This window comes from Burkholderia stabilis, from assembly GCF_001742165.1.
In the GTDB taxonomy this organism is placed as follows: domain Bacteria; phylum Pseudomonadota; class Gammaproteobacteria; order Burkholderiales; family Burkholderiaceae; genus Burkholderia; species Burkholderia stabilis.
The window spans coordinates 296030-321175 of record NZ_CP016444.1; the positions used below are offsets into that span (position 1 = coordinate 296030).

The 25146-nt window shown below is 67.7% G+C and carries 25 protein-coding genes and 2 pseudogenes; 7 read left to right on the forward strand and 20 right to left on the reverse strand.

What is annotated here, in order from left to right:
• Window positions 1-5: 5 nt before the first annotated feature.
• The 13 genes and pseudogenes from BBJ41_RS33945 to BBJ41_RS34005 form a co-directional block, all read right to left on the reverse strand.
• Window positions 6-530, reverse strand: coding sequence for a 3-hydroxyanthranilate 3,4-dioxygenase (locus BBJ41_RS33945; protein WP_069750712.1), 525 nt, complete (start codon window positions 528-530; stop codon window positions 6-8).
• A gap of 49 nt (window positions 531-579) precedes the next feature.
• Window positions 580-1011: a RidA family protein gene (locus BBJ41_RS33950; protein WP_069750713.1), complete on the reverse strand. Its 432-nt coding sequence runs from the start codon at window positions 1009-1011 to the stop codon at window positions 580-582.
• Complete coding sequence (locus tag BBJ41_RS33955) at window positions 1008-1781, reverse strand: 2-keto-4-pentenoate hydratase (RefSeq protein WP_069750714.1); 774 nt, start codon at window positions 1779-1781, stop codon at window positions 1008-1010. The genes BBJ41_RS33950 and BBJ41_RS33955 overlap by 4 nt, the downstream gene beginning before the upstream one ends.
• A complete protein-coding gene (dmpG, locus tag BBJ41_RS33960; protein WP_069750715.1) occupies window positions 1778-2806 on the reverse strand; it encodes a 4-hydroxy-2-oxovalerate aldolase in 1029 nt (342 codons plus the stop codon). Before dmpG (BBJ41_RS33960) ends, BBJ41_RS33955 begins: the two co-directional genes overlap by 4 nt.
• A 13-nt stretch (window positions 2807-2819) precedes the next feature.
• Window positions 2820-3763 (reverse strand): annotated as a pseudogene (locus BBJ41_RS33965) (acetaldehyde dehydrogenase (acetylating)).
• Window positions 3760-4578, reverse strand: coding sequence for a 2-keto-4-pentenoate hydratase (locus BBJ41_RS33970; protein ID WP_069750716.1), 819 nt, complete (start codon window positions 4576-4578; stop codon window positions 3760-3762). The pseudogene BBJ41_RS33965 and the gene BBJ41_RS33970 overlap by 4 nt, the downstream one beginning before the upstream one ends.
• Complete coding sequence (locus BBJ41_RS33975; protein WP_069750717.1) at window positions 4575-6065, reverse strand: 2-hydroxymuconic semialdehyde dehydrogenase; 1491 nt, start codon at window positions 6063-6065, stop codon at window positions 4575-4577. Before BBJ41_RS33975 ends, BBJ41_RS33970 begins: the two co-directional genes overlap by 4 nt.
• Window positions 6066-6203: 138 nt before the next feature.
• Entirely contained in the window at window positions 6204-7169 is a 966-nt protein-coding gene (locus BBJ41_RS33980) for a LysR substrate-binding domain-containing protein (RefSeq protein ID WP_069750718.1), read from the reverse strand.
• A gap of 108 nt (window positions 7170-7277) precedes the next feature.
• Entirely contained in the window at window positions 7278-8132 is an 855-nt protein-coding gene (locus BBJ41_RS33985) for an ABC transporter ATP-binding protein (protein ID WP_069750719.1), read from the reverse strand.
• Window positions 8132-8875 (reverse strand): ABC transporter permease, encoded by a 744-nt coding sequence (locus BBJ41_RS33990; RefSeq protein ID WP_069750720.1) that lies wholly within the window; start codon window positions 8873-8875, stop codon window positions 8132-8134. Before BBJ41_RS33990 ends, BBJ41_RS33985 begins: the two co-directional genes overlap by 1 nt.
• A complete protein-coding gene (locus BBJ41_RS33995; RefSeq protein ID WP_069750721.1) occupies window positions 8872-9471 on the reverse strand; it encodes a VOC family protein in 600 nt (199 codons plus the stop codon). Before BBJ41_RS33995 ends, BBJ41_RS33990 begins: the two co-directional genes overlap by 4 nt.
• Before the next feature lie 85 nt (window positions 9472-9556).
• Entirely contained in the window at window positions 9557-10555 is a 999-nt protein-coding gene (locus BBJ41_RS34000) for an ABC transporter substrate-binding protein (RefSeq protein WP_069750722.1), read from the reverse strand.
• Window positions 10556-10602: 47 nt separating this feature from the next.
• Window positions 10603-11523 carry a fumarylacetoacetate hydrolase family protein gene (locus BBJ41_RS34005; protein ID WP_069750723.1) on the reverse strand — a complete coding sequence of 307 codons (921 nt, stop codon included), beginning with the start codon at window positions 11521-11523 and terminating at the stop codon, window positions 10603-10605.
• Between the two features lie 278 nt (window positions 11524-11801).
• Here BBJ41_RS34005 and BBJ41_RS34010 point away from each other — a divergent pair, with 278 nt between their 5' ends.
• Window positions 11802-12461, forward strand: coding sequence for a GntR family transcriptional regulator (locus BBJ41_RS34010; RefSeq protein WP_069751441.1), 660 nt, complete (start codon window positions 11802-11804; stop codon window positions 12459-12461).
• Between the two features lie 38 nt (window positions 12462-12499).
• Here BBJ41_RS34010 and BBJ41_RS34015 read toward each other — a convergent pair whose 3' ends face one another.
• Window positions 12500-13423 (reverse strand): dihydrodipicolinate synthase family protein, encoded by a 924-nt coding sequence (locus BBJ41_RS34015; protein WP_069750724.1) that lies wholly within the window; start codon window positions 13421-13423, stop codon window positions 12500-12502.
• A 38-nt stretch (window positions 13424-13461) separates the two neighbouring features.
• A complete protein-coding gene (locus BBJ41_RS34020; protein WP_069750725.1) occupies window positions 13462-14406 on the reverse strand; it encodes an alpha/beta hydrolase in 945 nt (314 codons plus the stop codon).
• 207 nt (window positions 14407-14613) lie between these two features.
• Here BBJ41_RS34020 and BBJ41_RS34025 point away from each other — a divergent pair, with 207 nt between their 5' ends.
• The 6 genes from BBJ41_RS34025 to BBJ41_RS34050 all read left to right on the forward strand — a co-directional run bounded on the left by BBJ41_RS34025 (window position 14614) and on the right by BBJ41_RS34050 (window position 20686).
• Entirely contained in the window at window positions 14614-15036 is a 423-nt protein-coding gene (locus BBJ41_RS34025) for a VOC family protein (protein ID WP_069750726.1), read from the forward strand.
• Window positions 15033-15971: a 2-hydroxyacid dehydrogenase gene (locus BBJ41_RS34030; RefSeq protein ID WP_083282097.1), complete on the forward strand. Its 939-nt coding sequence runs from the start codon at window positions 15033-15035 to the stop codon at window positions 15969-15971. The genes BBJ41_RS34025 and BBJ41_RS34030 overlap by 4 nt, the downstream gene beginning before the upstream one ends.
• Window positions 15972-16040: 69 nt before the next feature.
• Window positions 16041-17063 carry a porin gene (locus tag BBJ41_RS34035; protein ID WP_069750727.1) on the forward strand — a complete coding sequence of 341 codons (1023 nt, stop codon included), beginning with the start codon at window positions 16041-16043 and terminating at the stop codon, window positions 17061-17063.
• A gap of 195 nt (window positions 17064-17258) precedes the next feature.
• A complete protein-coding gene (locus BBJ41_RS34040; RefSeq protein WP_069750728.1) occupies window positions 17259-18299 on the forward strand; it encodes a porin in 1041 nt (346 codons plus the stop codon).
• Between the two features lie 75 nt (window positions 18300-18374).
• Window positions 18375-20204: a hypothetical protein gene (locus BBJ41_RS34045; protein WP_069751443.1), complete on the forward strand. Its 1830-nt coding sequence runs from the start codon at window positions 18375-18377 to the stop codon at window positions 20202-20204.
• Window positions 20205-20359: 155 nt separating this feature from the next.
• Window positions 20360-20686: a c-type cytochrome gene (locus tag BBJ41_RS34050; RefSeq protein WP_069751444.1), complete on the forward strand. Its 327-nt coding sequence runs from the start codon at window positions 20360-20362 to the stop codon at window positions 20684-20686.
• Window positions 20687-20832: 146 nt separating this feature from the next.
• On the opposite strand, the pseudogene BBJ41_RS34055 reads toward BBJ41_RS34050, so the two are convergent.
• The 5 genes and pseudogenes from BBJ41_RS34055 to BBJ41_RS34075 form a co-directional block, all read right to left on the reverse strand.
• Window positions 20833-21153 (reverse strand): annotated as a pseudogene (locus BBJ41_RS34055) (alpha/beta hydrolase fold domain-containing protein); the annotation flags it as partial.
• Window position 21154: 1 nt separating this feature from the next.
• The gene (locus BBJ41_RS34060) at window positions 21155-21880 is read right to left on the reverse strand and encodes an OmpW/AlkL family protein (RefSeq protein WP_069750729.1); all 726 of its coding nucleotides are present in this window, start codon (window positions 21878-21880) and stop codon (window positions 21155-21157) included.
• Window positions 21881-22063: 183 nt separating this feature from the next.
• On the reverse strand, window positions 22064-23044 hold the full coding sequence (locus tag BBJ41_RS34065; RefSeq protein WP_197680919.1) for an amidohydrolase family protein: 981 nt from the start codon (window positions 23042-23044) through the stop codon (window positions 22064-22066).
• Between the two features lie 92 nt (window positions 23045-23136).
• Complete coding sequence (gene dmpG, locus BBJ41_RS34070) at window positions 23137-24180, reverse strand: 4-hydroxy-2-oxovalerate aldolase (protein ID WP_069750731.1); 1044 nt, start codon at window positions 24178-24180, stop codon at window positions 23137-23139.
• An 11-nt stretch (window positions 24181-24191) separates the two neighbouring features.
• Complete coding sequence (locus BBJ41_RS34075; protein WP_069750732.1) at window positions 24192-25139, reverse strand: acetaldehyde dehydrogenase (acetylating); 948 nt, start codon at window positions 25137-25139, stop codon at window positions 24192-24194.
• Window positions 25140-25146: the final 7 nt, after the last annotated feature.

Sequence of the window (25146 nt, forward strand, 5' to 3'; positions counted from 1 at the left end):
CAAGCTCAGGCCGCCTTGCCGGAATGCACGTGGCCGCAGTGCCCGCAGCGGCGCAGCGTGTCGGACGCGTAGAACGCGTCGAACAGCGGCGGGAGATCGGCGACGATGCTCTTGAGCTGCACCTCGACGCGATGGACGAGATGCCCGCACGCGTCGCAATACCACTCGAAGCCGTCGACGACGCCCGCCGGCCGCTGGCGCTCGATCACGAGGCACGCGCTGCCGGCTTCCGGGCGCTGCGGCGAGTGCCGCACATGCGGCGGCAGCAGGAACATGTCGCCTTCCTTCAGGTCGACCCGCTCGCGCTTGCCGTCGATCCACAGATGCAGGTACGCGTTGCCGCGCAACTGGTAAAAGAATTCCTCGAACGGATCGTCGTGATAGTCGGTGCGATGGTTCGGGCCGCCGACGACGGTCACGATGAAATCGCTGTCCTGCCACACCTGCTGGTTGCCGACCGGCGGCTTCAGCAGATGCGCATGCTCGTCGATCCAGCGCGAGAAATTGAACGGTGTGCCGTACTTCAACATGGTTGTCTCCTCCGGGCGGGGGGCGTGACACGCCAACCCGCCGCGCATGTCATTTCTTCGGGGCGTACGCGATCGCCTTCATCTCGATCAGCAGGTGCGGATGCGGCAGCTGATGCACCGCGACCGTCGTGCGCGTCGGGCCGGTTTCGTCGAAATACTCGCCGTACACGGCGTTGTAGCCGCCGAAGTCGTTCATGTTGACGAGGAACGACGAGATCTCGACGAGCGACGACAGATCGGCGCCTTCGCTGCGCAGGATGTCGCGGATGTTCTCGATCACCGTGCGCGTCTGCTCGCGGATATCGAGCTGAACGGTGCCGAGCGCGTCCGCCGAGGCGCCCGCGATCGTGTTGTCGGACCGCCGCGAGCTCGTGCCCGATACGAACAGGAAGTCGCCCGCGCGCGTGATGTGCGGAAAGCGGCCGCGCGGCGTGGCCTTGCCGGGCACGACGCGGCCCTGGATCGAAGTGTCTTGGTTCATGATGGTCGGTAGGTGGTGAATTCGGTGCTGCCGAGCCCGTGCACCGTGCAGTGCACGTGCGCATCGGCAGGCAGTGCTTCGGCGGCCGTCGCGGCGCCGGCCATGATCAGCGAGCCGGCCGGCAGCACCAGCCCGCTCGTCGCGATCAGCCGCGACGCCTGCACGACCGAGCGCAGCGGATCGCCGAGGATCGCGGCGGTCGAGCCGGTCTGGATCACGCGCCCGTTCAGCCGCATCACGACGCCCGCGTTGCGCAACCCGTCGAAGCGGGTGGTCCATGGGCCGATCGTGAGGCCGGCCGACGAGCAGTTGTCGGCCACCACATCTTCCAGCGTGAAGCGGAAGTCGCGATAGCGCGAATCGATGATCTCCATCGCGGGCGCCACCGCTTCCAGATAGCGTGCGGCTTCCAGCAGCGTGAGCGGGCGGTCGATGTCGCGGCGCGTGAGAAAGCACACTTCCGGCTCGACGCGCGGATGGATGAACCGGTCGAGCGCGACGCGTCCACCGTCCTCGTCGAGCATCGTGTCGGTGAGCCAGCCCCAGATCAGGCTGTCGACGCCCATCTGGACCATCTTCGCGCGGCTCGTGAAGCCGAGCTTCACGCCGACCATCGTCTCGCCGCGATGGATGCGCCGCTCGATCGACGCGCGCTGGATCACGTACGCCTCGTCGAGCGAGAACGCGGCGCCGGCCGTCAGTTGCGCGATCGCTTCCGCGTGGCGCGCGGCATCGTCGACGCGGGCGGCCAACGTATCGAGATTCGTCATGCGGCCTCCCGTGCCTTCAGCATGTCGAGCGCGACGTCGACGATCATGTCCTCCTGCCCGCCGACCATCCGCCGCCGGCCGAGCTCGACCATGATGTCGAACGCCGACAGCCCGTACTTCGCGGCGGCCGCTTCCGTGTGCCGCAGGAAGCTCGAATACACGCCCGCATACCCGAGCGCGAGCGTTTCGCGGTCGACGCGCACCGGGCGCTCCTGCAGCGGGCGCACGATGTCTTCGGCCGCGTCGATCAGTTGCTTCACGTCGCAGCCGTGGTGCAGCCCGAGGCGATCGACGGCCGCGACGAACACTTCGAGCGGCGCGTTGCCGGCACCCGCGCCCATGCCCGTCAGCGATGCATCGATGCGGTCGCAACCATGTTCGAGCGCGACGATCGAGTTCGCGACGCCGAGCGACAGGTTGTGGTGTGCGTGCATGCCCGTCTGCGTGGCCGGGTCGAGCACCGCCTTCAGCGCGTCGAAGCGCGCGGCGACGTCGCGCATGCCGAGCGCGCCGCCCGAATCGACCACGTACACGCACTGCGCGCCGTAGCTTTCCATCAGCTTCGCCTGGTGCGCGAGCGCATCGGGCGTCGTCATGTGCGACATCATCAGGAAACCGACGGTGTCCATCCCGAGTTCGCGCGCATACGCGATGTGCTGCTTCGAGATGTCGGCTTCCGTGCAGTGCGTCGCGATCCGCACGATGCGCGCGCCGGCGTCGTACGCGGCGCGCAGGTCGTGCACGGTGCCGATGCCCGGCAGCAGCAGCGTCGCGACACGTGCGCGCTTCACCGCGCCGGCCACCGCCTCGATCCACTGCAGGTCGGTGTGCGCGCCGAACCCGTAGTTGAAGCTCGAACCGGACAGGCCGTCGCCGTGCGCGACCTCGATGCTGTCGACGCCCGCGTCGTCGAGCGCGCGGGCGATCGCGACGGCCTGTTCGATCGAATACTGATGACGGATCGCATGCATGCCGTCACGCAGCGTCACATCGGACAGATAGATTTTTTTCGTCTGGTCGGTCATTGCCGCTCTCCCGTCACGCTGCAACGCGGCTGGCCGCGATCTGTTCCGCGGCCGCGAGCGCGGCCGACGTCATGATGTCCAGGTTCCCCGCATACGACGGCAGGTAATGCGCGGCGCCCTCCACTTCGAGGAACACGCTGACCTTCAGCCCCGCGCGGCGCTCGCCCGCGTCGAACGCGAGCGGCTGCGCAGCCGTGTAGCGGTCGAACTGGACGGCCTGCTTGAGGCGGTAGCCCGGCACGTAGCTCGCGACCGCATCGACCATCGTGCGGATCGAATGTTCGATCGCCTCGGTGTCGGCGCCCTCGTCGGTCAGGCAGTACACGGTGTCGCGCATCATCAGCGGCGGCTCGGCCGGATTCAGCACGATGATCGCCTTGCCACGCGCGGCGCCGCCGACCGTCTCGATCGCCTTCGACGTCGTTTCGGTGAACTCGTCGATGTTCGCGCGCGTGCCGGGCCGGCCGAGCGGCTCGAGATCGACGCGACGATCTCCGCGTAATGCACGGGCGCGACCCGCGACACCGCATGCACGACCGGAATCGTCGCCTGGCCGCCGCAGGTGACCATGTTCAGGTTCGGCGCGTCGAGATGTTCGAACAGGTTGACGACGGGCACGACGAACGGCCCGATCGCGGCCGGCGTCAGGTCGATCACCTGCACGCCGTGACGGCCGAGTACCTCGGCATGGCGCGCATGCGCGCCGGCCGACGTCGCGTCGAACGCGATCCGCACGTTCGCGAATTCCGGCATCGCGACGAGGCCGTCGATCCCGCCGGCGGTGGTCGCCACGCCGAGGCGCGCGGCGCGCGCGAGCCCGTCGGACGCCGGATCGATGCCGACCATCGCGGCCATCTCCAGATGCTTCGCATTGCGCAGCACCTTGATCATCAGATCGGTGCCGATGTTGCCGGAGCCGATGATGGCCACGGCGAGCTTGTCGAGGTCTTTCATCATTCACGCTCCGGTTGGGTGGAGAAATACGCGCTGACGCTACCGAGCCCTTCGATCCGCGCGGTGAACACGTCGCCGGGCTGCACGCCGACCATCGGGCCGAGCGCGCCGGTCAGCACGATGTCGCCCGCGCGCAGCGGCGCGCCGACGCGCGCCATCGTGTTCGCGAGCCACAGCGCCGCATGCAGCGGGTTGCCGAGGCACGCGGCGCCCGCGCCGACGCTCACCGGCTCGCCGCGCCGCTCCATCGTCATCCCGCACTGGATCGCGTCGAACGCGCCGAGCGTCACCGGGCGGTTGCCGAGCACGAACAGACCGCTCGACGCGTTGTCCGCGACCGTGTCGGTCAGCCGGATGTCCCAGTTCGCGATGCGGCTGCCGACGATCTCGATCGCGGGCAGCGCATACGCGGTCGCGCCAATCAGGTCGGCCATCGTGTGCCGTTCGTGCGGCAGGTCGCGTTCGAGCACGAGCGCGATCTCGGCCTCGACTTTCGGCTGCTGCGTGCGCGCCATCGCGATTTCCTCGCCGTCGGCGATCGACATGTCGTCGAACAGCATCCCGAAGTCGGGCTGGCCGACGCCGAGCTGCTGCTGCACGGCCGCCGAGGTCAGGCCGATCTTGCGGCCGACCAGCCGGCGGCCGGCCGCCCGCTTGCGCGCCGTGTTCGCGCGCTGCACCGCGTACGCGGCGTCGAGCGCGTCGCCGCCGAGCGCCGCGATCGCGTCGCGCACCGGCGCGCACGGCACGCCATCGCGCTCGGCCGCCCACAACGTGTCGGCGATGGCCTGCACGGCATTCCGGTCGAATTCGCTCATGCGACCCTCACGCAGACGTTGGTGGTTTCGGAGTAGAAGTCGAGCGAATGGCGGCCGCCCTCGCGGCCGATGCCCGACAGCTTGGTGCCGCCGAACGGCGTGCGCAGGTCGCGCACGAACCACGCGTTCAGCCACACGATGCCCGTCTCGATCCGCTTCGCGACGCGATGGCCGCGCGCGAGATGCGTCGTCCACACGCTCGCCGCGAGGCCGTAAGCACTGTCGTTCACGCGGCGGATCACTTCGTCCTCGCTGTCGAACGGTGCGACGTGGCACACGGGCCCGAAAATCTCCTCGGTCACGCAGCGCGCGGTGTCGGGCAGCCCGGTCCAGATGGTCGGCTGCACGAACGCGCCGTCGTCGCGCGCATCGCCGAACGCCGGCACGCCGCCGCCCGTCACGACCGTCGCGCCTTCTTCGACGGCGAGACGGAAATACGACAGCACCTTGTCGCGATGGCCGCGCGAGATCAGCGGCCCCATCGTCGTGGCCGGATCGTCGGGCGCGCCGACGCGCAGCGCCTCGGTGCGCGTCTTCAGCGCGGCGACGAAGCGCTCGAAGATCGGCCGCTCGACGTACACGCGCTCGCTGCACAGGCAGACCTGCCCGGCATTGGTGAAGCTCGACTTGACGATGCCGTCCACCGCCGCGTCGAAATCCGCGTCGGCGAACACGACGGCCGCGTTCTTGCCGCCGAGTTCGAACGAGATGTCCTTCACGCCGTCGGCGACGGCCTTCATGATCGCGCTGCCCGTGCGCGATTCGCCGGTGAACGTGATCGCGTCGATGCCGGGATGGCGCGTGAGGAATTCGCCGGCCGCGGCCGGCCCGTGACCGTGCACGAGATTGAACACGCCGCGCGGCAGGCCCACGGCGTCGATCACTTCGGCGAGCAGCGTCGCGGAGCCGGGCGTCTCTTCCGACGGCTTCGCGACCACGCAATTGCCCATCGCAAGTGCCGGCGCGACCTTCCACGTGAACAGCAGCAGCGGCAGGTTCCACGGCGAGATGATGCCGACCACGCCGAGCGGCTTGCGCGTCACGTAGTTGAGGAATTGCCCGCCGTCGGCCGACTGCGATTCGAAGCAGTCGTCGCCGGCGGTGCGCACGAGATCGGCGAAGGTGCGGAAATTCGCGATGCCGCGCGCGATGTCGAGCGTCCGGGCCTGTGTGACGGGGCGGCCGGTATCCGCCACTTCGGCCGCGACGAAATCGTCGAAGCGGGCCTGGATGCCGTCGGCGATCCGGTGCAGCCAGTCGGCCCGCTGCGCGGGCGTCGTGTCGCGCCAGCCGGCCGCCTGCGCGGCGCGGGCCGCGCGCACCGCGGCGTCGACGCTCGCTTCGTCGGCCTCGCAGACGCGGGCGATTTCGGTGCCGTCGACGGGGCTCGTATCCGCGAAGGTTCGCACGGTCTCGACGAACGCGCCGTCGATGTAGTGTCGCAAGAGCCGCGGCGTACGCGCGGCGTCGGTCGTTTCTCGGGTCACAACGTCTCCTGCTTGTCTGGACTGTTTGCAGGAGTCTAGGGAAGCCGCGCGAGAAGCGACAATCAAACATTCGGCGCTGGCTATGCTAAACGGGAATACCCGCGCAAGCCTTGTTCCACAAGGGTTTCAGGCCGACGCTCAGCTTCCCGGCGGGCGCTCCTGCACCGCTTCCTTCAGACATTCGATGAACGCGCGGCACGCGGCGCTCTGCTCCTTGTTCGAGCGCACCGAGAACCCGACCGTGCCGAACGCGCCCGTTTCGGGCAGGTCGAGAATGCGCAGCAGCCCGGCCTGCGCGAACTGCCGCGCGGCGACGCGCGGCATCAGCGCGATGCGCGGCGTGTCGAGCAGCAGGCCGATGTTGGTGAGCAGCGACAGCGATTCGACGATGTCGGTCGGCAGCGGCAACCCGGCCGCGCGAAACAGGTGCTCGGCCGCGAGCCGCGCGGGCGAATCGGGCGTCGGCAATATCCACGGCGCGCCGACCAGCTCGCGCAGCGGCGGCGCCGGGTCGGGCACGGGGCCGTAGCCGTTGCCGACCACCGCGCACATCGATTCGTCGAACAGCGCCTCGTGCGTGAGCGGGAACGCGCTCGCGATCGGCAGCTCGCGCTCCGGCAGCCGGCCGACGACGATGTCGAGATCGCCGGTGGCCAGCGCCGGGAACAGGTGCGCGGTCGTGCCTTCGCGCACGGTGACGAGCACCTGCGGCGTGCGCGCCTTGAGCATCGCGATCGCGCGCGGCAACAGCCGCGCGGACGCCGAGATCAGCGTGCCGACGATCACGTGCCCGCTCGTGCCGAGCCGGAAATCGTTCAGCTCGTCGGTCATGTAGCGCAGCTCGGCCATCAGCGACTTCACGCGCCGCCCGAGCATCAGGCCGAGATCGGTCGGCACCACGCCGCGGTTCGAGCGCGAGAACAGCGCGCCGTCGAAACACGATTCGAGTTCGTGGATCACCTTCGTCACGGCCGGCTGCGTGAGCCGCATCTCGTTGGCCGCGCGCACGACCGAGCGCGTTTCCAGCACGCGCTCGAAAATCATCAACTGGTTCAGCTTGAGCCGGCGGATCAGGGAGATCTCGCTGAGCGGATTCGCGTCCATGTCTGCTTCGTCATCAAAGAGGGGATGCCGGACCTTAGCAACTTTAAAGCCGGCGCGCATCGGGAGATGCGCGACCCGGGCGGCATCCATCCGGGTGCCCGCATTGAATCAATAAACGCCCATCATCGCGGACAACGCCGACACATACTCGCCATAACGCGGGTCGCGCTTGATCTCGTCCGGCTGGCGCGGCCGTGGCAGGTCGATCTTCACGTCGTGCAGCACGCGCCCGGGGCGCGCCGACATCACCAGCACGCGATCCGACAGGAACACGGCCTCGTGGATGCTGTGCGTAACGAGCAGCACCGTCAGCGTGCTCTGCTGCCAGATGCGCAGCAGCTCGACGTTGAGCTTGTCGCGCGTGAGCGCGTCGAGCGCGCCGAACGGCTCGTCCATCAGCATCACGCGCGGCTCCAGCAGCAGGATCTGGCCGATCGCCGCGCGCTGCCGCATCCCGCCCGACAGCTCGTGCGGATAACGATCGACGAACTGCGCGAGGCCGAGCGTGTCGAGCAGCGCGGGCAGCCGCGCGTCGACGTGCGCGCGCGGCAGCTTGCGCAGCTTCGCGCCGAGCCGGATGTTCGCGCCGACCGTGAGCCACGGCAGCATGTTGCTGGTCTGGAACACGACGCCGATGTCGGGATGCGGGCCGGCCACCGGCGTGCCGGCGACGCGGATCGATCCCGCATCGCACGGCACGAGCCCCGCGACCATCCGCAGCAGCGTGCTCTTGCCGCAGCCGCTCGGCCCGAGGATCGACACGAATTCGCGCGGCTGCACGTGCATCGACACCTGTTCGAGCGCGCTGAACGCATCCGCATCGCCGCGCGCCGCGAAGCGCTTGCCGGCCTGCTCGACGGCGATAAGCGCATCCGCGCGGGCATCGTGCTGAACGGGCGCCGACGTCGCGGCACCGGAAACGGAAGCGCGCCGCACCGGGCGCGCGAGATTGACGATCGTCATCAGGCCGTGACTCCTCTCCACCAGACTGCACGCGAAACCAGCTCGACCGCGCCGTAGAACAGCATCGCGAGCGCGGTCACCATCAGGATCGCCGCGAAGCACAGCGGCGTTTGCGCGTTCGACGTCGCGAACACGATCAGATGCCCGAGCCCCGCTTCCGCGCCGATGAACTCGCCGACGATCGCGCCGATCACCGCGAGCGGCATCGCGATCTTCAGCCCGTCGATCAGCGCCGGCAGCGCGGCGGGCAGGCGCAGATGCCAGAACGTGTGCGACGGCGACGCGCCGAGCGCGCGGAAATGCTCGTCGAGATGGCGCGGCACGCCGGCCAGGCCGCCCATCGTCGCGACCACGACCGCGAAGAACGCGAACAGCACAGCCGCCGCGAGCTTCGACGCGAAGCCGTAGCCGAACCAGACGATCAGGAGCGGCGCGAGCGCGATCTTCGGCATGCTCTGCAACGCGGTCACGAACGGCAGCAGCGTGCGCCGCACGAGGTTCGACGCGCTGGCGAGCAGGCCGATCGCGAGGCCGCCGGCCACCGCCAGCGCGAAGCCGGCGAACACTTCCCATGCGGTGGTCAGCGTGTCGGCGAACAGTTGCGCGCGCATCTCCCAGCCAGCCGCGAGCACCGACGACAGTGACGGCAGCACGTACTCGCGCGTGCCGGTCCAGCGCACGCCGAACTCCCACGCGAGGCCGACGATCGCCCAGAACGCGGCCGTTTCGATCAGCCGCTTCATGCCGGGCCTCCTTGCGCCGCATCGGGTTGCGCAGCCGCATCGCCGTCGGCCGGCGCGCTGCCGCGCGACTTCTCCGCGACGAGATGCGGCGGCGGCGGCACGACGAAGCGCGCGAAACGGTACTGGTCGAACGATTCGATCGTGCGCTCCCACACCTGCGGCTCGCGCGGGTCGCGTTCGCCGATCTGTTCCATCTCGCAGTACACCTCGACGTTGTTGCCGTCCGGGTCCTTGAACACCAGGAACAGGTTGTTGCCGGGCCCGTGCCGCCCGATCCCGCGCACGATCTCGACGCCATGCGACTGCAGCACCTTCACCGAACGCTCCATTTCCTCGACGCTGTCGACCAGGTATGAAAAGTGTTCGAGGCCCGGGCGCGAATAGCGCGGCAGGTCGTTGAAATCGGGCGAATCCTTCGGCAGTTGCGCGAGCGCGAGATCGTGGTGATCGGTGCCCGCGCGCAGGAACACCATCTGGTCGCCGATCCAGTCGGAAACCTTGAGGCCCATCACTTCCGTATAGAACTTCGCAGACCGATGGATGTCCCGCACCATCAGCACCATGTGTCCGAGCCGCCTGGGACGCAAGCTGTTCATTGCCGTTCTCCTGTGTGCCCGCGCGCCGCGCGGGCCGGGGTTGGATCGCCGGCGGCGGCCGGCCGCCGCCGCGATCCCGATCGGGTTACTCGACGAAGCGATTGGTATAGAGGCTGGCGGCCTTGACCTTCGCACCGAGCGCGAACGCGCGCGACACGAAGCCGAGCGTCGCGTCGAGACGTTCCGGCCGCAGCCAGCCGAGCCGGTGGCCGGCCGCGTCGTCGGTGATCAATGCGTTGGTCTCGTCGATCTGCTCGCGCAGGATCGTGCGGTCGAGCAGCGGATTGCGCGCGACGATCGCATCGACGGCGTCCTGCGGCCGGTCGCGCATCAGCGCGTAGCCGCGATACGTCGCGTCGACGAAACGCTTCACGATGTCCGGATGCTGCGCGACGTAGGCATCCGTCGTCACGATCCCGCTGCCGGTCATGTCGAGCCCGAGATCGCGATAGGTGATCTTGCCGAGCCGCTGCCCCGCGCGCCGCGCGAACGCGGCCTGCACGGGCAGGCTCGCGCCCTCCCAGCATTCGGACAGGTCGATGCGCTTTTGCAGCAGCGCGGTATTGATCACCGCCGGATCGAGCCGCACGAGGCGGATCGCGTCGGGCGCCATGCCGTTCTGCTTCAGCCACGCGGGCACGATGTTCTGTACCGCCGACGCGTTGCCGCCGCCGAGCGACAGGCCGGCGAGATCCTTCAGCGACGCCGGCCGGAAGCCGGGCCGTTCGAGATAGCACATCGCGCCCGGCCAGCGCGTGTTGATCGCGCCGACCAGCACCGTATGGCCGCCGTGCGCGCGATTCAGGATCACGCTGACGGGGTCGCCGTAGCCGAACTCGAACAGCCCTTGGTCGACTTCGTTGACGGTCCGCTGGCCGCCGTAGCCGCGCTGGACCGTCACGTCGAGGCCGGCGGCCTGGTAAAAGCCCTTCGCCTGCGCGAGCAGGATGCCGCCGGTGCTGCCCTGCGGCAACCACGCGAGATTGACCCGCACCGCGTCGGCCGCGTGGGCGGCCGAAGCCGCGGCCCACAGGCCCGCGGCCAGCACCGCGCCGCGCGCCAGCGCTTGCATGCGCTCAAACATGTCCTCCTCCTGTCGTTGTGAGTTCGGGCCGGCGCGGCACGATCGGCTTACCCGCGCACCAGCGGGTTCTCGATCGAGCCGATGCCGTCGATCGACGCGACCATCACGTCGCCCGGCTGCAGATAAATACCGCGCCCCATGCCGACGCCCGTCGGCGTGCCGGTCGCGATCAGGTCGCCGGGCTGCAGCGTCAGGATCGACGACAGGTAATGGATCTGCTCCGCGATGCTGAAAATCATCTCGCCGGTATTGCCGTCCTGCATCGTCTCGCCGTTCACGGCCAGCCGCATCCGCAGGTTCTGCGGTTCGGCGATGCACGCGCGCGGCACGAGCCAGGGCCCGAGCGGACCGAAGGTATCGAAACTCTTGCCGCGAAACCAGTCGTGCTTGAACGGATAGTCGGTGCGCCGATTGAGGTCGCGCGCGCTCACGTCGTTCAGGATCGTGTAGCCGGCGACGTAGTCGAACGCGTCGGCCACCGCGATGTGGCGGCCCGGCCGGCCGATCACGACGGCCAGCTCCACTTCCCAGTCGACGCGCTCGGCCTGCGGCGGCATCACGACTTCCGCAAGCGTCGGCACCACGCTCGTCTCGGCCTTCATGAACATGTAGGGCGAGCTTTCCTCGCGCGGCGCGAGTTCCGTGCCCATCTCGCGCGCATGCTCGTGATAATTCGACGCCGCCGCGAAAATCCGCCGCGGCGCATACGGCACGCACAGCCGGTAGCCCGCGAGCGGCGTCGCGTCGAGCCGGCCGGCGGCGATCTCGCGCGCCGCCGCTTCGAGGCGCGCGACGGTGTGCGCGCCGCGCAGCGGCCAGTCGGCTACGAGCGCGTCGACGTCGAGCGGCGCATCGTCGCCGCCCGCCCGTTTCAGCACGGCCTGCGCGTCGTACAGCGCGCCGTCCATCGCCAGCCCCGCCGCGACGCGGCCATTCAGTTCATACGTTGCGATACCGAACCAGATCACGGTTGTCCTCTTGTGTCGTCGTAGGGAGGGGACGAGTGACGCGTATACAATAAATCACTCGTGTATTCATTTGATATTTCTCGTATACTCCTATCGGGTCGGAAACGAATTCCGCGTACCCTGCGCGGCGGGTCCGGTCCGGCGCCGCGGGCGGCAAATTGAGCCGGTTCGGCGGCGGGCGCATAATGGGCCGGCCCGGCAGCCGCCGCGGCCCGTGCGGTTCCCGGCCGAAAGGCCTGGCCCGCGCCGCCGGCGGTACTCACACCACACACGACACGATGACCACGCTCTCTTCCAAGATCTATCGCCTGCTGTTCGACGAGATCATCGACGGCACGCTCGAACCGGGTCAGAAACTCGAGGAAATCGCGCTCGCCGAGCGGTTCAACGCGTCGCGCACGCCGATCCGCGAAGCGCTGCGCGAGCTGGCCGCGCGCGGGATGGTCGAGCTGACGCCGCGCAAGGGCGTGGTGGTCGCGCAGTTCAGCCTCGACGAGCTCGCCGACATGCTCGAGGCGATGTGCGAGCTCGAGGCGCTGTGCTGCCGGCTCAGCGCGCAGCGGATGAGCGTCGTCGAGAAGAAGCAGCTCGAGGAGCTGCAGATCGAGATGAACGAAGCGATCGCGCGCGGCGACGAAGCCGGCTACTTCCAGCTCAACCGCGAATTCCACGAACTGATCTGCAAGGGCGCGCAAAGCAAGTCGCTCGCGTCGATCATCGCGGTGCAGCGCCAGCGCCTCGCGGGTTTTCGCGCGGCGCAGCCCGCATCGCCGAAACGCTTCGAGGCGGCCACCGACGAGCACCGCGAGATCGTCGATGCGATCCTCGCCGCCGAGCCCGAGCGCGCGTACAACGCGATGCGCGATCACACGGCACGCCTGTCGATCGTCGTGCTCGGCCGGATCAAGCGCCAGCGCAACGAGCGCGAAGCGATCTGACGGCGGGCCGGCGCGGCCGCGCCGCGCATCGAGGCGCGTCATGCACGCGCCTCGTCGATCGACGGCATCGCGAACCCGAGCGCGTCGAGCTGCGCGAGCAACGCCCGCACGTCGGCCGGTGCATGACGCGTGAGCGGCGCGCGCACGCGCGCCCAGTCGTCGTGCCGCGTGAAATGCGCGACCACCGCCTTCAATGCGGGAATCATCGAAGCCGATTGCAGCGCGGTGCGCACGGTCGACACGCGCCCTTCCCACGTCGCACGCTCGACGGCCGTCGGCGCCGCGAGCAGTTGCGCGATCGCGTGCGGCTGCAGGTTCGCGGTCGCCGAGATACAGCCAGCCGCGCCGAGCGGCAACGCGCGGCCGAGCAGCGCCTCCGATGCCGGAAACACCGCGAAGCCGGGAAACCGCTCGAGCATCGTCACGGTGTTCGCCCAGTCGCCCGAGCTGTCCTTGATGCCGACCACCGTGCGCGGATAGGCGGCGACCAGCCGCTCGATCAGCGCATGCGTGATCGGCACGCCCGTCAGTTGCGGGATGTGATACAGCAGCACGCGCAGCCGCTCCGAGCCCACCGCGTCGATCACGCCCGCGTAATACGCGAACAACCCTTCGTCGCTCACGCCCTGGTAGAAGAACGGCGGCAGCATCAGCACGCCTGCGCAGCCGGTCGCCACCGCGTGGCGCGTCAACTCGATCGCATCCGGCAGCGCGCACGCGCCGGTGCCGGGCAGCACCTGCGCGGGATCGATGTCGGCGGCTGCGATCCGGTCGAGCAGCATGCACCGCTCCGCGACGCTCAGCGAGTTGGCCTCGCTGTTGGTGCCGAACGGCGCGAGGCCCGCGCCCTGCCCGACGAGCCAGCGGCAGAACGCGACGAAGCGCGGCGCGTCGATCGTCAGGTCGGCGCGAAACGGCGTGAGGACGGGCGCGAACACGCGCGGCGTGGCGAAAGTGGACATGCGGGAGTCTCCGGTTGGGTGAACGGATCGGCGGGCGGTCATGCGTTGAAGAAATCCAGCATCGCGTCGCCGAGCAGCGTTTCGCCCGAATCGAAATGGGCGACCACCGACGTGTGGTTGTGGCGCGGCATCTGCATGAAACGCGGCGCACGCCCCGGGCGGCGCTCGCACTGCCGCGCGCGGGCGACGCGCTCGAAGAACGCGGCGCCGTACGCATCGAGATAAGGGTTCTCGTATTCGGCGACGACGATCATCAGCGGCACGTCGATGCGCTCCGCGTACGCGAGCGGCGAACGCGCGGCGTAGCGAGACGCGTCGCTGCCGAAGTACGCGCGCACGCCGGCCGCGTTCGGGTTGTCGGGCAGCGTGTCGGCTACCAGCCGCGCGCTGATCAGCGCGGCGCCCGCGACGCGTTCGCCGCGCCGCGCGTCGAGCAGCGGATCGCCGAGATACGTGGCGACATGCGCGCCGCCCGCCGAATGCCCGACGATGAAGATCCGGCCCGGGTGGCCGCCGTATGACGCGATGTGCGCGCGCGTCCAGTCGAGCGCCGCCGCGACGTCCTGCGCGCCGGCCGGATACGGCGCGTCGGGCGCCAGCCGGTATTCGACGTTGACCGCGACATAACCGTGGCGCGCGAACCAGCGCGGCACGTTGTCGTAAATCATCCCGTTGATGCTCTTGCGGCCGCGCACGAACGCGCCGCCGTGCACGAACAGCACGACGTCGGCCGGCGCGCCGGTGCGCGTCGCGCGCTGCACGAACACGTCGAGACGCTGGCGCGCATCGGGCCCGTACGGCACGTCGCGCTCGATCTCGCAGCCGAGGTCGGCCGCCGCGCGCGCCGCGACGAGCGGCGTATACGTGTCGATCACCCAGTCGCGATGCGCATCGATGTCCTGCCCCCAGACGGCGCCGATCTGCGCGAAGCGCGCCCTGAGCGGCTCGGACAGATTCCCCAGCGGTTCCTGCCAAGCGTGCATCCCCTGCCTCCCTGCATGACGGCCAGCGGCCGGCGCGAGCCGGTGTTGCGCCGTTCGAACGGCGATGGGGACCATTCTGGTATATAAATCTCGTTTTATGTATACACAATGTCTACGTAGTATACCCAATGAGATTCCAGGCATTTTTGCGCGACAGTCACGCCAACGCTCCCATTCGTCGCACGCCGACACTCTTCAAGGACACCCATGGACAAGCTTCGCCATATCGCGCTTTCGGTCGACGATCCGGAAGCGGCCGCGCAATTCTTCGAGCGCGCCTTCGGCATGCGCCGCGCGGGCAACGCGATGCGCGGGATCTATATGACGGACGGCACGATCAACGTCGCGCTGCTGAACTTCAAGGACGAAACGGTGCCCGGCTACGCGGGCCTGAAGGACGTGCGCGGCGTGATCCACTTCGGGATGTGGGTGGACGACGTCGACGCGACGGCCGAACGCGTCGTCGCGGCCGGCGGCACCTACCTGACCGGGCGGCACGAGCAGGACCCGAACGTGTTCTACGAAGTGAAATACCGGATGCCCGACGGCACCGTGTTCGACATCACGTCGAACGGCTGGAAGGGCGCGGTGAAGGAAGTCGTGCCGGCCGCAGCGGGCGCGCAGCCGTGACCGCGCGAATGGCGGTGCTCGCGCTCGTGCCGCTGCCCGACACGACGCTCGACGCGCTGCGGCGCGACTACGCGCTCCACTACCACCCGGACGGGATGCCGGCCGATCTGACGGAAGCCGGCGCGATCCGCGCGGTCGTGACGAACGGCACGTGCGGGCTCGACGACGCGCGCATCGCGCGCCTGCCCGCGCTCGAAATCGTCTGCGCATTCGGCGCGGGCTACGAGAACGTCGACCTCGCCGCCGCCGCGCGGCGCGGCATCGTCGTCACGCACGCGCCGGGCACCAATGCACCGACCGTCGCCGACCACGCGATCGGCATGCTGCTCGCGCTCGCGCGCGGCTACGCGCCGCTCACCGGCGCGGTGCGGGCCGGCCGCTGGCACGCATCGCGCGGCGCGCGGCCGACGCTCACGGGCGCCACGCTCGGCGTGATCGGCATGGGCCGCATCGGCCGGCTGATCGTCGCGCGCGCGCAGGGTTTCGCGATGACGATCGGCTATCACGCGCGCGGCCCGCACGACGACGCGCCGGGCCGCTACTACGCCGATCCCGTGCAACTCGCGGCCGACAGCGACTTTCTCGTGATCGCGTGCCACGGCGGCCCGTCCACCCGGCATCTCGTCGACCGCGCGGTGCTGCGCGCACTCGGGCCGCACGGCCATGTCGTCAACGTCGCGCGCGGCTCGGTGCTCGATACCGCCGCGCTGCTCGACGCGCTCGACGCGGGCGACATCGCCGGCGCGGGCCTCGACGTACTCGAGCACGAACCCGACGTGCCGGCCGCGCTGTTCGACCATCCCGACGTGCTCGTCACGCCGCACGTCGCGGGCCGCTCGCCCGCCGCCTGGCTCGCGCAGCGCGACGCGCTGCTCGCGAGCCTCGCCCAGCACTTCTCCCGCCTGCCCGTCGAATTAGCGGTGCGCACCGCGTAGATACGGACGGCGCACGAACGCGCCGTTTCGCGATCCACGCCGCCGCGCACCGCTCCGGAGATCGCCGCCATGAAGGTCCGATCGTTGTGCACCGCCGCGCTCGTCTGCGCGGCCGCCGGCCTGCTGGCCGGCCGTTCCGCCCACTCGCAATCGTCCGCGACGCTGTACGGCCTGATCGGGCTCGACGTCGCGAGCACCAAGCGCAGCGGCGGCCCGCCCGCCGCGTTCGCGATGCAGAGCCCCGGGCTCACCGCACCGTACTGGGGGCTGCGCGTGACCGAGGATCTCGGCGGCGGCTATCGCGCGCTCGCCGTGCTCGAAAGCTTCTTCCAGCCAGTCAACGGCGGCATCGGCCGCACGTCGGCCGACCCGTACTGGGGGCGCAACGCGTATGCGGGCCTCGAAGGCCCGTTCGGCACCGTGACGCTCGGGCGGCAGACGAACCTGCTCTATCTCGCCGAACAGGCCGTCAATCCGTTTCGCGCGTCGATCCTGTTCTCGCCGCTCGTGATGCAGACCTTCGTCGCGTCGTACGGCGGCACGATCGCCGGCGACACGGTCTGGAACAACGCGATCCAGTACACGAGCCCGACCGTCGGCGGCCTGGTCGCGAGCGCCGTCTACGCACCCGGCGGCCTCGCGGGCGCGAACGGCGCGGCCAACGCGGGCGTGTCGCTGCGCTACGCGAGCGGCCCGCTCACGGCGGTGGCGACCGTGCAGCGCACGCGGATCGTCGCGGGCGCCGCCGCACCGACCCAAAACGCGTACCTCGCCGGCTTCGCCTACGCGTTCCCGCGCGTGACGCTGTACGGCGCGGTGCAGGGCACGCGCACGTCCGCGACCGATACCGGCTCGCACACGTTCGAGGCCGGCGTGTCGGTGCCGCTCACGTCGCGGCTGTCGGCGCTCGGCGAATGGGCGTATACGCGCCGCACCGCGGCACGCACGACCGTGACGCGCAACACGGGCGCGGCCGGGCTCGACTACACGCTGTCGCGACGCACCGACGTCTACGCGCTCGCGGTGACCGACCGGCTCGGCGGCAGCGGCCTCGCGGCAACCTGGGCGCTCGGCATCCGGCACCTGTTTTGACGCGAACCGCCGCGCATATCCGGGTCAACCCGCTATAACCAAACCGCCGCTTTGTATAAAAAAGAAGTGCTTCGAATTCATCAACGTCCGTGCGTATAATTTTTCTCAGTTCATGTATACACAAACGCGGTTCATGAACCGGCACGGCCCGCGCCGCCTCGCCCCGGAAAACAACGACGACTATTTGGAGACCGAATGAAAAAGAAGCTGATCGCATCGGGGGTCATGCTGCTCGCATGCGCCGGCGCACACGCCCAGTCGCGCATCTGGCTGTCGGGTTACATGGACCTGAACATCGAGCACCTGATTTCGTCGGGCCCGGGCGGCAACATCACGCGGATGTCGAGCGGCGGTCTGAACAATTCGCGCTTCAACCTGAGCGGCGTCGAGGAGCTGGGCGGCGGCAACAAGGCCGTGTTCACGATCGAGCCGATGTTCGCCGCGAACACGGGCGTACAGTCGACGCAGTTCCGGCAGTCGTTCGTCGGGCTCAAGGGCGACTGGGGCGAAGTGACGATGGGCCGCCAGTTCACGCCGTCGTACTGGCTCGCCGGTTATGCGGACCCGACGTGGGCGGCCGATTTCAGCATGGTCAACGACATGCAGTTCTTCTACGCGACCTATCGCGTCGACAACGCGCTGCAGTACAAGACGCCGACCTTCCACGGCTTCACCGGGCGCGTGATGATCACGACCGGCCTCGGCGATGGCACGCGCGCCGGGCGCTTCTTCAGCACCGGCATCGAATACCGCAACGGGCCGCTGTTCCTCGGCGCGGTCAGCGAACTGCAGTACACGCGCGACATCTTCCGTTCGTCGCAGATCCATTCGTCGCGCGACAACTACTTCTCGGCCGTGTACCGCTTCGGCGGCTTCGAGCCGACCGTGATCTATCACACGTACAACGGCTATTACGCGTATCCGCCTTACGTCGCGTTCAACTCGCAGGGCTGGGACGCGCAGATCGGCGCGCGCTGGAACATCGACGGCATCAACCGCGTGTACCTGAGCGTCGTTCACCGTCACGACGACAACAACACGAGCATTTCCAGCGCGACCGGCGGCGTGATCGGCTACATCTACGGGCTGTCGAAGCGGACCGACCTGTATGTGAGCGCCGCACACGTGAAGAGCCAGCACCGCGTGCCCGTCGCCTATCCGGTGACCTTCCAGGTGTATCCGGACGGCGGGCAGAACCCGTCCGGTTTCCAGATCGGCATCCGCCACGCGTTCTGATTTTCCGAACCCGCGCCGCGCCCGGCGATGCCCGCCGCCCGCGACGCCACGACCCGTCATGACAAGGAGACATTCATGCTTCGACCACGCAACAGACGCACGCCCCGCACCGGAATCGCCCGCCCGGCCGCCGCATCGATCCTGATCGCGGCGTCGGCGCTGGCCGCCGCCGCGCAGCCGGCGGCCGACGCACCGGCCAACGCGAGCGCGCCCGTCACCGCATCCGCATCCGCAGCCGGCACGCCCGGCACGCCCGGCACGCCGACCGTCGCCGATCCGTATCTCGCCGGCTGGCTGCGCCTCACGCCCGATCGCCGGCCCGTGCCGCTGAAGCCGGGCGTCGACTACGGGATGGACCCGGCCACCGGCCAGTTCGTGTGGCCGAAGGCGACGCCCGAAACCCACCAGGGGCAGCGCTTCCCCGGCGAGCTGACGACGTGGGACAACAAGAGCTACGCGAAGAACGTCAAGGTGCTCGCGTTCTACCCGGGCGTCGATTCGCCCTTCCATGCATGGAACAACATCGTCGACTTCGACGGCCGGCGCTACCTGTACATCCACGATCGCGACTACCTGCGCATCATGGACGTCACCGATCCCGCGCACGGCAAGGTCGTGTTCTCGAAAGGCGGGGTCTGGGGGCCGAAGGGATCGAGCGAGGCATTCGATGCGAACAACGTGCACGACTACCTCGGCGGCGCGACGGTCGCGTGGAGCCGCAAGCTCGGCAAGCCGGTGCTCGTCGCATCGTTCGAGATCGGCCGCTACGGGCTGATGACCGAGAAGATCGACCAGCCCGACAAGGTCGCCGCGCAGCGCCACTACAACTCGCTGAAGGGCTTCCGCGTGTACGAGATGGACGGCCCGCTGCCGAACCAGTGGAAGCTGATCGCGACGCGCACGACCGACTACCGGCACCCCGACGCGCCGATCGGCCAGCAGCAGGGCTCCGGCTCGCTCGACGCGCCCGAATACTACGGCGGCAAGTACATGATCGTGTCCGCCGCGCCGGACGACAGCTACGCACTGACCGAATACCCGAACTACCTGTACTCGCCGGGTTACCAGGTATGGGACATGTCGGACCCGGCGAACCCGGTGTTCGTGTCGCAGGTCGCGGTGCCCGGCCAGATCCTCGGCAACGCGGAACACGAACAGGCGTACCTGATGAATCCGCGCGCCGGCAACCGGACGTCGTGGATGGGCTCGCGCAACCCGATCTTCCTGCCGAAACCGCTGGAGAACGGCGGCAAGATCGGCTTCGGCGCGATGGGCGGCCTCGGCTTCTATGCGTTCGACCTGAGCGACCCGGCGAAGCCGAAGATCCTCGGCAACGTGAACACGCCGCCGAGTTTCGCGGGCACCGAATTCGACAACGCGGACGTGAGCCAGTACGCGCGCACCGGTTACGTGCTCACGAACGGCTACCCGATGAACCGCGACTGCTACGAGCCGTACAAGGACATCTTCGTCGTCGATGCGCGCGATCCGGCGCACCTGAAGGTCGCGGCCAAGCTGCCGGTGCCCGACGTGCCGGCCGGCGCGCCGTTCACGAGCTTCTGCCAGCGCGGTGGCAACTTCGGGCCGAAGCGCGCGAACGCGATCGGCCAGCCGGGCGTGTGGCGTCAGGGGATCGTTCCGTATTCGTTCTACAACGCGGGCGTGCAGATCTACGACGTGAAGAATCCCGCGAAGCCGACGATCGCCGGCTATTTCGTGCCGGCGCTCGCGGACGAGAAGGAACTGCCGTCCTATACGCTCGGCAAGGGCGTGTTCGCGATCTACACCGAGTACGACCGCAACATCATCTGGGCCTTCACCGAGAACGGCGCGTATGCGTTGTCGACGCCGCTGCTCGGCGAGCCCGTGCTCGGCAAGCCGACGAAGCCCTGGCCGCCCCGCTGATCCGCGCAGCATCGGACGGCGCCGCCGTCCGGTTCGGGTCGCGCGCCGCGGCCGCCGTTGCAGGCGGCTCGGCGCGCGCGTTGCGTTTCATTTCATCGCATCTCATCGACGCCAGCCGGGCGACCGGCGCGTTCCAGCGCAAGGATTTTTCTCCGATGACGTTCAAGCCATTTGCCGCGCCGCTGCTGTGCGCGCTCGTGCTCGCGACGGTTGCGGCGCCGGGTCGCGCCGCGACGTCGGCGAGCGAGCAGACCTGCCGCGCATGCCACACGCTCGATACGACGAAGGTCGGGCCGCCGTTCCGCGCGATCGCCGCGCATTACCGTGACGATCGCGATGCGGTCGCGAAGCTCGAGAAGAGCATGCTCGAAGGCAGCACCGGGAAATGGGGCAGCGCGACGATGCCGCCCAACGCGATCTCGGCCGACGATGCGGCGCGGTTCGCGAAGTGGATCATGTCGTTGAATCGGGACGGGAAGTAGCGGACGAAGCGCAAGCATGCGACGCGCGGGTCGAACCGCTCGATCCCGCGTACCGGCTGCATGTGAAAAAAGGCGACCGTGCGCCTGCCTCCGCATCGTTCACACGCGCACCGCAACGCTTGCGGCACGCATGCGAACCCGTCGCGTTACTTCAACCGCGTCTCGATTTCATTCGCCATCGCCTTCGTCGCGGCCTTCGTCGGCGCATCGTCGGCCGGCACGTTCAGCAAGCCGAAATCGTGAATCGTGCCGTCGTAGCGCGTGGTCGTCGCGTCCACGCCGGCCGCGTCGAGCTTGCGGCCGTACGCTTCGCCTTCGTCACGCAGCACGTCGAACTGCGCGCTGCTCGCGCGCAGCGGCGACGCGTAGATCTCGTTGCGTTGCGCTTCGTTCTTCGTATAGACGTCCCAGAACCACTTCATCATCGGCCGCGTCAGGAAGTGGCCCTGCTGGTACGCGTTGTACGAATCAGAAGCGATAGCCCAGCGACACGAAGGTCATGATCGGATTGATCTTTAGCCGTGTCGTGCTCGTGACGGTCCCGACCGGCGCGCGCGTCGTGAGGGTCGCCTTTGTGGACAACCACGCGTATGCAAACGAAGCGCCAATGGACCAGTGAGTATCCATATTGTAGGTGAGGCCTGCATTGAGAATCGGGGCAAAGGACTTGCTCAGCGAGACCGATGTAGGCCCTTCGAGGCGCGCGCCAACGGACGGCGAGTAGAGGAACTTGCCGGACGCAACCGGATTGCTCAGGTCAATGCTGTTGAACCAGACATACGAGATCCCCGCACCGACATACGGCCGCAAACGTGCCGACGGCGCGCCGAAATGGTACTGCGCGATGATCGCGGGGCTCCAGGCTCGCGCCGTTCCCAACTCCCCGAGTCCCGCTAGCGTTCCCGTGCCGGTGAGATGGAGTTTCGGCGGAACGCCCGCGATCGTCTCCACGGCAATATGGTCGGTCACGAAGTAGGTCGCCGTGAGCGCAACCGTATCGGCATCCGAGATGGTCGCTCCGCTTCCGGCCATCGTGTTCGACCGGCCGAGCGCATTGACCGTCAGCGGCTCGCTGGAATCCTGAGGCGCCATGTGCAACCAACCTGCATTGATCATGAGCTGTCCTGCAGATTGCGCGTGCACGGAAGAAGTGACGAATAGGGACAACAGAACTGCCGCGCTCGTATGCTTCATATGGCCTCCAGAGGTTGTTATAAAGGTATTTCCAGTGGTGCAGGATTCGTCATTCGGGAACCGGCGGGGAGCCCGCCAGTTCCCGAATATTCCGCCGCGAAACAAATCGGAATATCGGTCAACGATTTCTGAGTTTGTTGATCACGCGCACACTCGTGACAGCAGCAGCCCGCTTCAGGGCCGTCAGCGGATCAGCACGATTCGAGGGCGCGCCTTTGGGTAAGCCCCCAGGCGGGGAAACAACCGCTGAGCATTACCTGTTTCGATCATCGCGCGCGCGTTGGCATCCCAAACATTCGAATGCTCCAGCGTGTTGCATTGCATCGCTGTCGCCGGTGCAGGCGCGAACGGGAAATCGCTGCCGAACAGCACCTGGGACGGATCGACCAATTCGCGTAACGCCGCTTGTGGGAAGTCGGCCGGAGAGAGCGCCGTGTCGAAGTGGAATCTGCGGATATAGGTCAGCATGCCTGCCGGCATGCTGGATACGAACTCCGGGAGAAGATTGGCGAGCGACAGACGCCACGCGACATACGGAACGAAGCCGCCCGCATGGGCCAGAATCCAGCGGATATTGGGGTAGCGCTCCATCGTGCCGGTCAGGATGAGGTTCAGCGCGGCGCGCGTCGTGTCGCACAGGAACTCGATCAAAAAGCCCGGCGCGATCAACCCGAGCTGTTCGCTTGACCGATGCAGGTTCGGATGCACGAATACAACCGCCTGGCGCCTGTCCAGCTCGGCCATCAGTTCGTCGAATTCCGGCGAGCCCAGAAAGCGCCCCTCGGTACTTCCCAACAGGACGATACCGTCTGCGCCAAGCACATCCAGTGCATGAATCGCCTCCTTGCACGCATGATCGGTAAATGGCATGGGCAATACCGCAAACGATCCGAAACGATCGGGGTATTGCTGACGCAGTTCAGCGGCATACTCATTGCACCCTCGCGCCAGCGCACATGCTTCATCGAGATTGCCGAAATACACGCCTGGCGCCGAGATCGACAGCAACGCGACTCGTATGGCATGAGCGTCCATCACCGCGAGCGATTCCTTTTCGGTCCAGGCGGGAAGATCGGCGCCCGCAACCTTTGTCAGGCCTCGCCGGGACATGGCGGCTCGATATACGGGTGGAACAAAGTGATGATGAACGTCGATACGGCTCACCCTATTCTCCAGTTTGAATTGAAAATGATATACAGTCCGAATTAAATTTCAGCATCCCGTTCGCTTCGTCAGGCCGAATGAACACCGGGCTCCTAGATCGAGGCGGATGACGCGTCGTGTGCCGTCCCAGGTGCGCGCAGGAGGTCCAGGGCGACGTCGACGATCATGTCCTCCTGTCCGCCCACCATGCCGCGCCGGCCCAGCTCCACGAGAATGTCCATGGTCTTGAGCCCATATTTCGCTGCAGCCCGTTCCGCGTGACGCAGGAAACTCGAATACACGCCGGCGTAACCCAACGCGAGTGTCTCGCGGTCGACCCGCACCGGGCGATCCTGGAGCGGGCGCACGATGTCGTCGGCGGCGTCCATCAGACGGTAGAGATCGGTGCCATGCCGCCAGCCGAGTCGATCGGCCGCCGCGACGAACACCTCGAGCGGCGCATTGCCGGCGCCTGCTCCCATGCCGGCAAGACTCGCGTCGATCCGGTCGCAGCCCTCTTCAACCGCGACGATCGAATTCGCGACACCCAGGCTCAGGTTGTGATGCGCATGGATCCCCGTCTGTGTTTCGGGCTTCAGCGTGTCCTTGAATGCCCGCATCCGGTCGCGGACGTCGTTCATGTTCATCGCGCCGCCCGAATCCACCACGTAGCAGCAGGTGGCGCCGTAACGCTCCATCAACCTTGCCTGCTCCGCCAATCCGCGAGGCGTCTGCATGTGGCTCATCATCAGGAAACCCACTGCGTCCATCCCGAGCGCCCGTGCGTACTCGATATGCTGGCGGGCAATATCGGCTTCGCTACAGTGGGTCGCGACGCGTACGATCCGCGCACCCGCGTCGTATGCGGCCCTCAGATCATGGATGGTGCCGATTCCGGGCAGCAACAGCGTCGCGACCTTCGCGTGCGTGACGACACTCGCCACGGCCTCGATCCACTCGACGTCCGTATGCGCGCCGAATCCGTAGTTGAAGCTGCTGCCTTGCAGTCCGTCGCCATGCGCGACTTCGATCGAATCGACCCCGGCTGCGTCGAGTGCGGCGGCGATCTCCGTCACTTGCGCGAGGCTGTACTGATGACGGATGGCATGACTGCCGTCGCGCAACGTCACGTCGGAGATATAGAGCTTCTTGTCCATCGGGTAGGCACTCATCGTTGATTGGCCCCGAGACGGGCCGCGACCCGTTCTGCCGCGGCCTTGGCTGCACTCGTCATGATGTCGAGGTTGCCCGCATAGGACGGCAGGTAGTGCGCGGCCCCTTCGACTTCGAGCAGGATCGAGGTCTTGAGGCCGGTCATCCGCTCGCCGACGCCAGGGATCCGGATCGGCCGCTCGGCCTCGATACGATCGAACTGGACACGTTGTTTCAGTCGATACCCGGGCACATACGACTGGACGGCTTCGACCATCCCGGCGACCGATGCCTCGATCTCGCGTTCATCGGCGAAGTCGCTCAGCGTGTACACCGTATCGCGCATCATCAGCGGCGGCTCCGCGGGATTGAGCACAATGATCGCCTTCCCCTTCACGGCACCGCCGACCGCTTCGATCGCCCGCGATGTCGTCTCGGTGAATTCGTCGATGCTGGCGCGCGTGCCGGGCCCGGCGCTCCTGCTGGCGATGGACGCGACGATCTCGCCGTAGTGCACTTTCGCGACCCGCGATACCGCCGCGATCATCGGAATCGTGGCCTGGCCGCCGCACGTCACCATGTTGACATTCAACGCGTCGAGATGACGCTCCCCGTTCACAACCGGAATGCAATACGGTCCGATCGCGGCCGGCGTCAGGTCCACGACGCGAATGCCGGGCTTGACGGTGCGCAGGAACGCATCGTTCTGCGTATGCGCCGCGGCAGACGTCGCATCGAACACGATGTCGATCTCGTCGAACACGGGCATGCGGGCCAGCCCCTCGACACCTTCATGCGTCGTCGCGACGCCCAGGCGTGCCGCGCGCTGCAACCCGTCCGACGCCGCATCGATTCCCACCATGGCGCCCATCTCGAGATGTTCGCCGTGGCGCAGGATCTTGATCATCAGATCGGTACCGATATTCCCGCTGCCGATAATGGCGACTTTCCGTTTGATGCTCATCGATCTC

What these genes read in the sequence shown, in the direction of transcription:
- BBJ41_RS33945 (WP_069750712.1), bottom strand. Translation starts at nt 530, where the DNA reads ATGTTGAAGTACGGCACACCGTTCAATTTCTCGCGCTGGATCGACGAG.
- BBJ41_RS33950 (WP_069750713.1), bottom strand. Translation starts at nt 1,011, where the DNA reads ATGAACCAAGACACTTCGATCCAGGGCCGCGTCGTGCCCGGCAAGGCC.
- BBJ41_RS33955 (WP_069750714.1), bottom strand. Translation starts at nt 1,781, where the DNA reads ATGACGAATCTCGATACGTTGGCCGCCCGCGTCGACGATGCCGCGCGC.
- dmpG (WP_069750715.1), bottom strand. Translation starts at nt 2,806, where the DNA reads ATGACCGACCAGACGAAAAAAATCTATCTGTCCGATGTGACGCTGCGT.
- BBJ41_RS33970 (WP_069750716.1), bottom strand. Translation starts at nt 4,578, where the DNA reads ATGAGCGAATTCGACCGGAATGCCGTGCAGGCCATCGCCGACACGTTG.
- BBJ41_RS33980 (WP_069750718.1), bottom strand. Translation starts at nt 7,169, where the DNA reads ATGGACGCGAATCCGCTCAGCGAGATCTCCCTGATCCGCCGGCTCAAG.
- BBJ41_RS33985 (WP_069750719.1), bottom strand. Translation starts at nt 8,132, where the DNA reads ATGACGATCGTCAATCTCGCGCGCCCGGTGCGGCGCGCTTCCGTTTCC.
- BBJ41_RS33990 (WP_069750720.1), bottom strand. Translation starts at nt 8,875, where the DNA reads ATGAAGCGGCTGATCGAAACGGCCGCGTTCTGGGCGATCGTCGGCCTC.
- BBJ41_RS33995 (WP_069750721.1), bottom strand. Translation starts at nt 9,471, where the DNA reads ATGAACAGCTTGCGTCCCAGGCGGCTCGGACACATGGTGCTGATGGTG.
- BBJ41_RS34000 (WP_069750722.1), bottom strand. Translation starts at nt 10,555, where the DNA reads ATGTTTGAGCGCATGCAAGCGCTGGCGCGCGGCGCGGTGCTGGCCGCG.
- BBJ41_RS34010 (WP_069751441.1), top strand. Translation starts at nt 11,802, where the DNA reads ATGACCACGCTCTCTTCCAAGATCTATCGCCTGCTGTTCGACGAGATC.
- BBJ41_RS34015 (WP_069750724.1), bottom strand. Translation starts at nt 13,423, where the DNA reads ATGTCCACTTTCGCCACGCCGCGCGTGTTCGCGCCCGTCCTCACGCCG.
- BBJ41_RS34020 (WP_069750725.1), bottom strand. Translation starts at nt 14,406, where the DNA reads ATGCACGCTTGGCAGGAACCGCTGGGGAATCTGTCCGAGCCGCTCAGG.
- BBJ41_RS34025 (WP_069750726.1), top strand. Translation starts at nt 14,614, where the DNA reads ATGGACAAGCTTCGCCATATCGCGCTTTCGGTCGACGATCCGGAAGCG.
- BBJ41_RS34035 (WP_069750727.1), top strand. Translation starts at nt 16,041, where the DNA reads ATGAAGGTCCGATCGTTGTGCACCGCCGCGCTCGTCTGCGCGGCCGCC.
- BBJ41_RS34040 (WP_069750728.1), top strand. Translation starts at nt 17,259, where the DNA reads ATGAAAAAGAAGCTGATCGCATCGGGGGTCATGCTGCTCGCATGCGCC.
- BBJ41_RS34045 (WP_069751443.1), top strand. Translation starts at nt 18,375, where the DNA reads ATGCTTCGACCACGCAACAGACGCACGCCCCGCACCGGAATCGCCCGC.
- BBJ41_RS34050 (WP_069751444.1), top strand. Translation starts at nt 20,360, where the DNA reads ATGACGTTCAAGCCATTTGCCGCGCCGCTGCTGTGCGCGCTCGTGCTC.
- BBJ41_RS34060 (WP_069750729.1), bottom strand. Translation starts at nt 21,880, where the DNA reads ATGAAGCATACGAGCGCGGCAGTTCTGTTGTCCCTATTCGTCACTTCT.
- dmpG (WP_069750731.1), bottom strand. Translation starts at nt 24,180, where the DNA reads ATGGACAAGAAGCTCTATATCTCCGACGTGACGTTGCGCGACGGCAGT.
- BBJ41_RS34075 (WP_069750732.1), bottom strand. Translation starts at nt 25,139, where the DNA reads ATGAGCATCAAACGGAAAGTCGCCATTATCGGCAGCGGGAATATCGGT.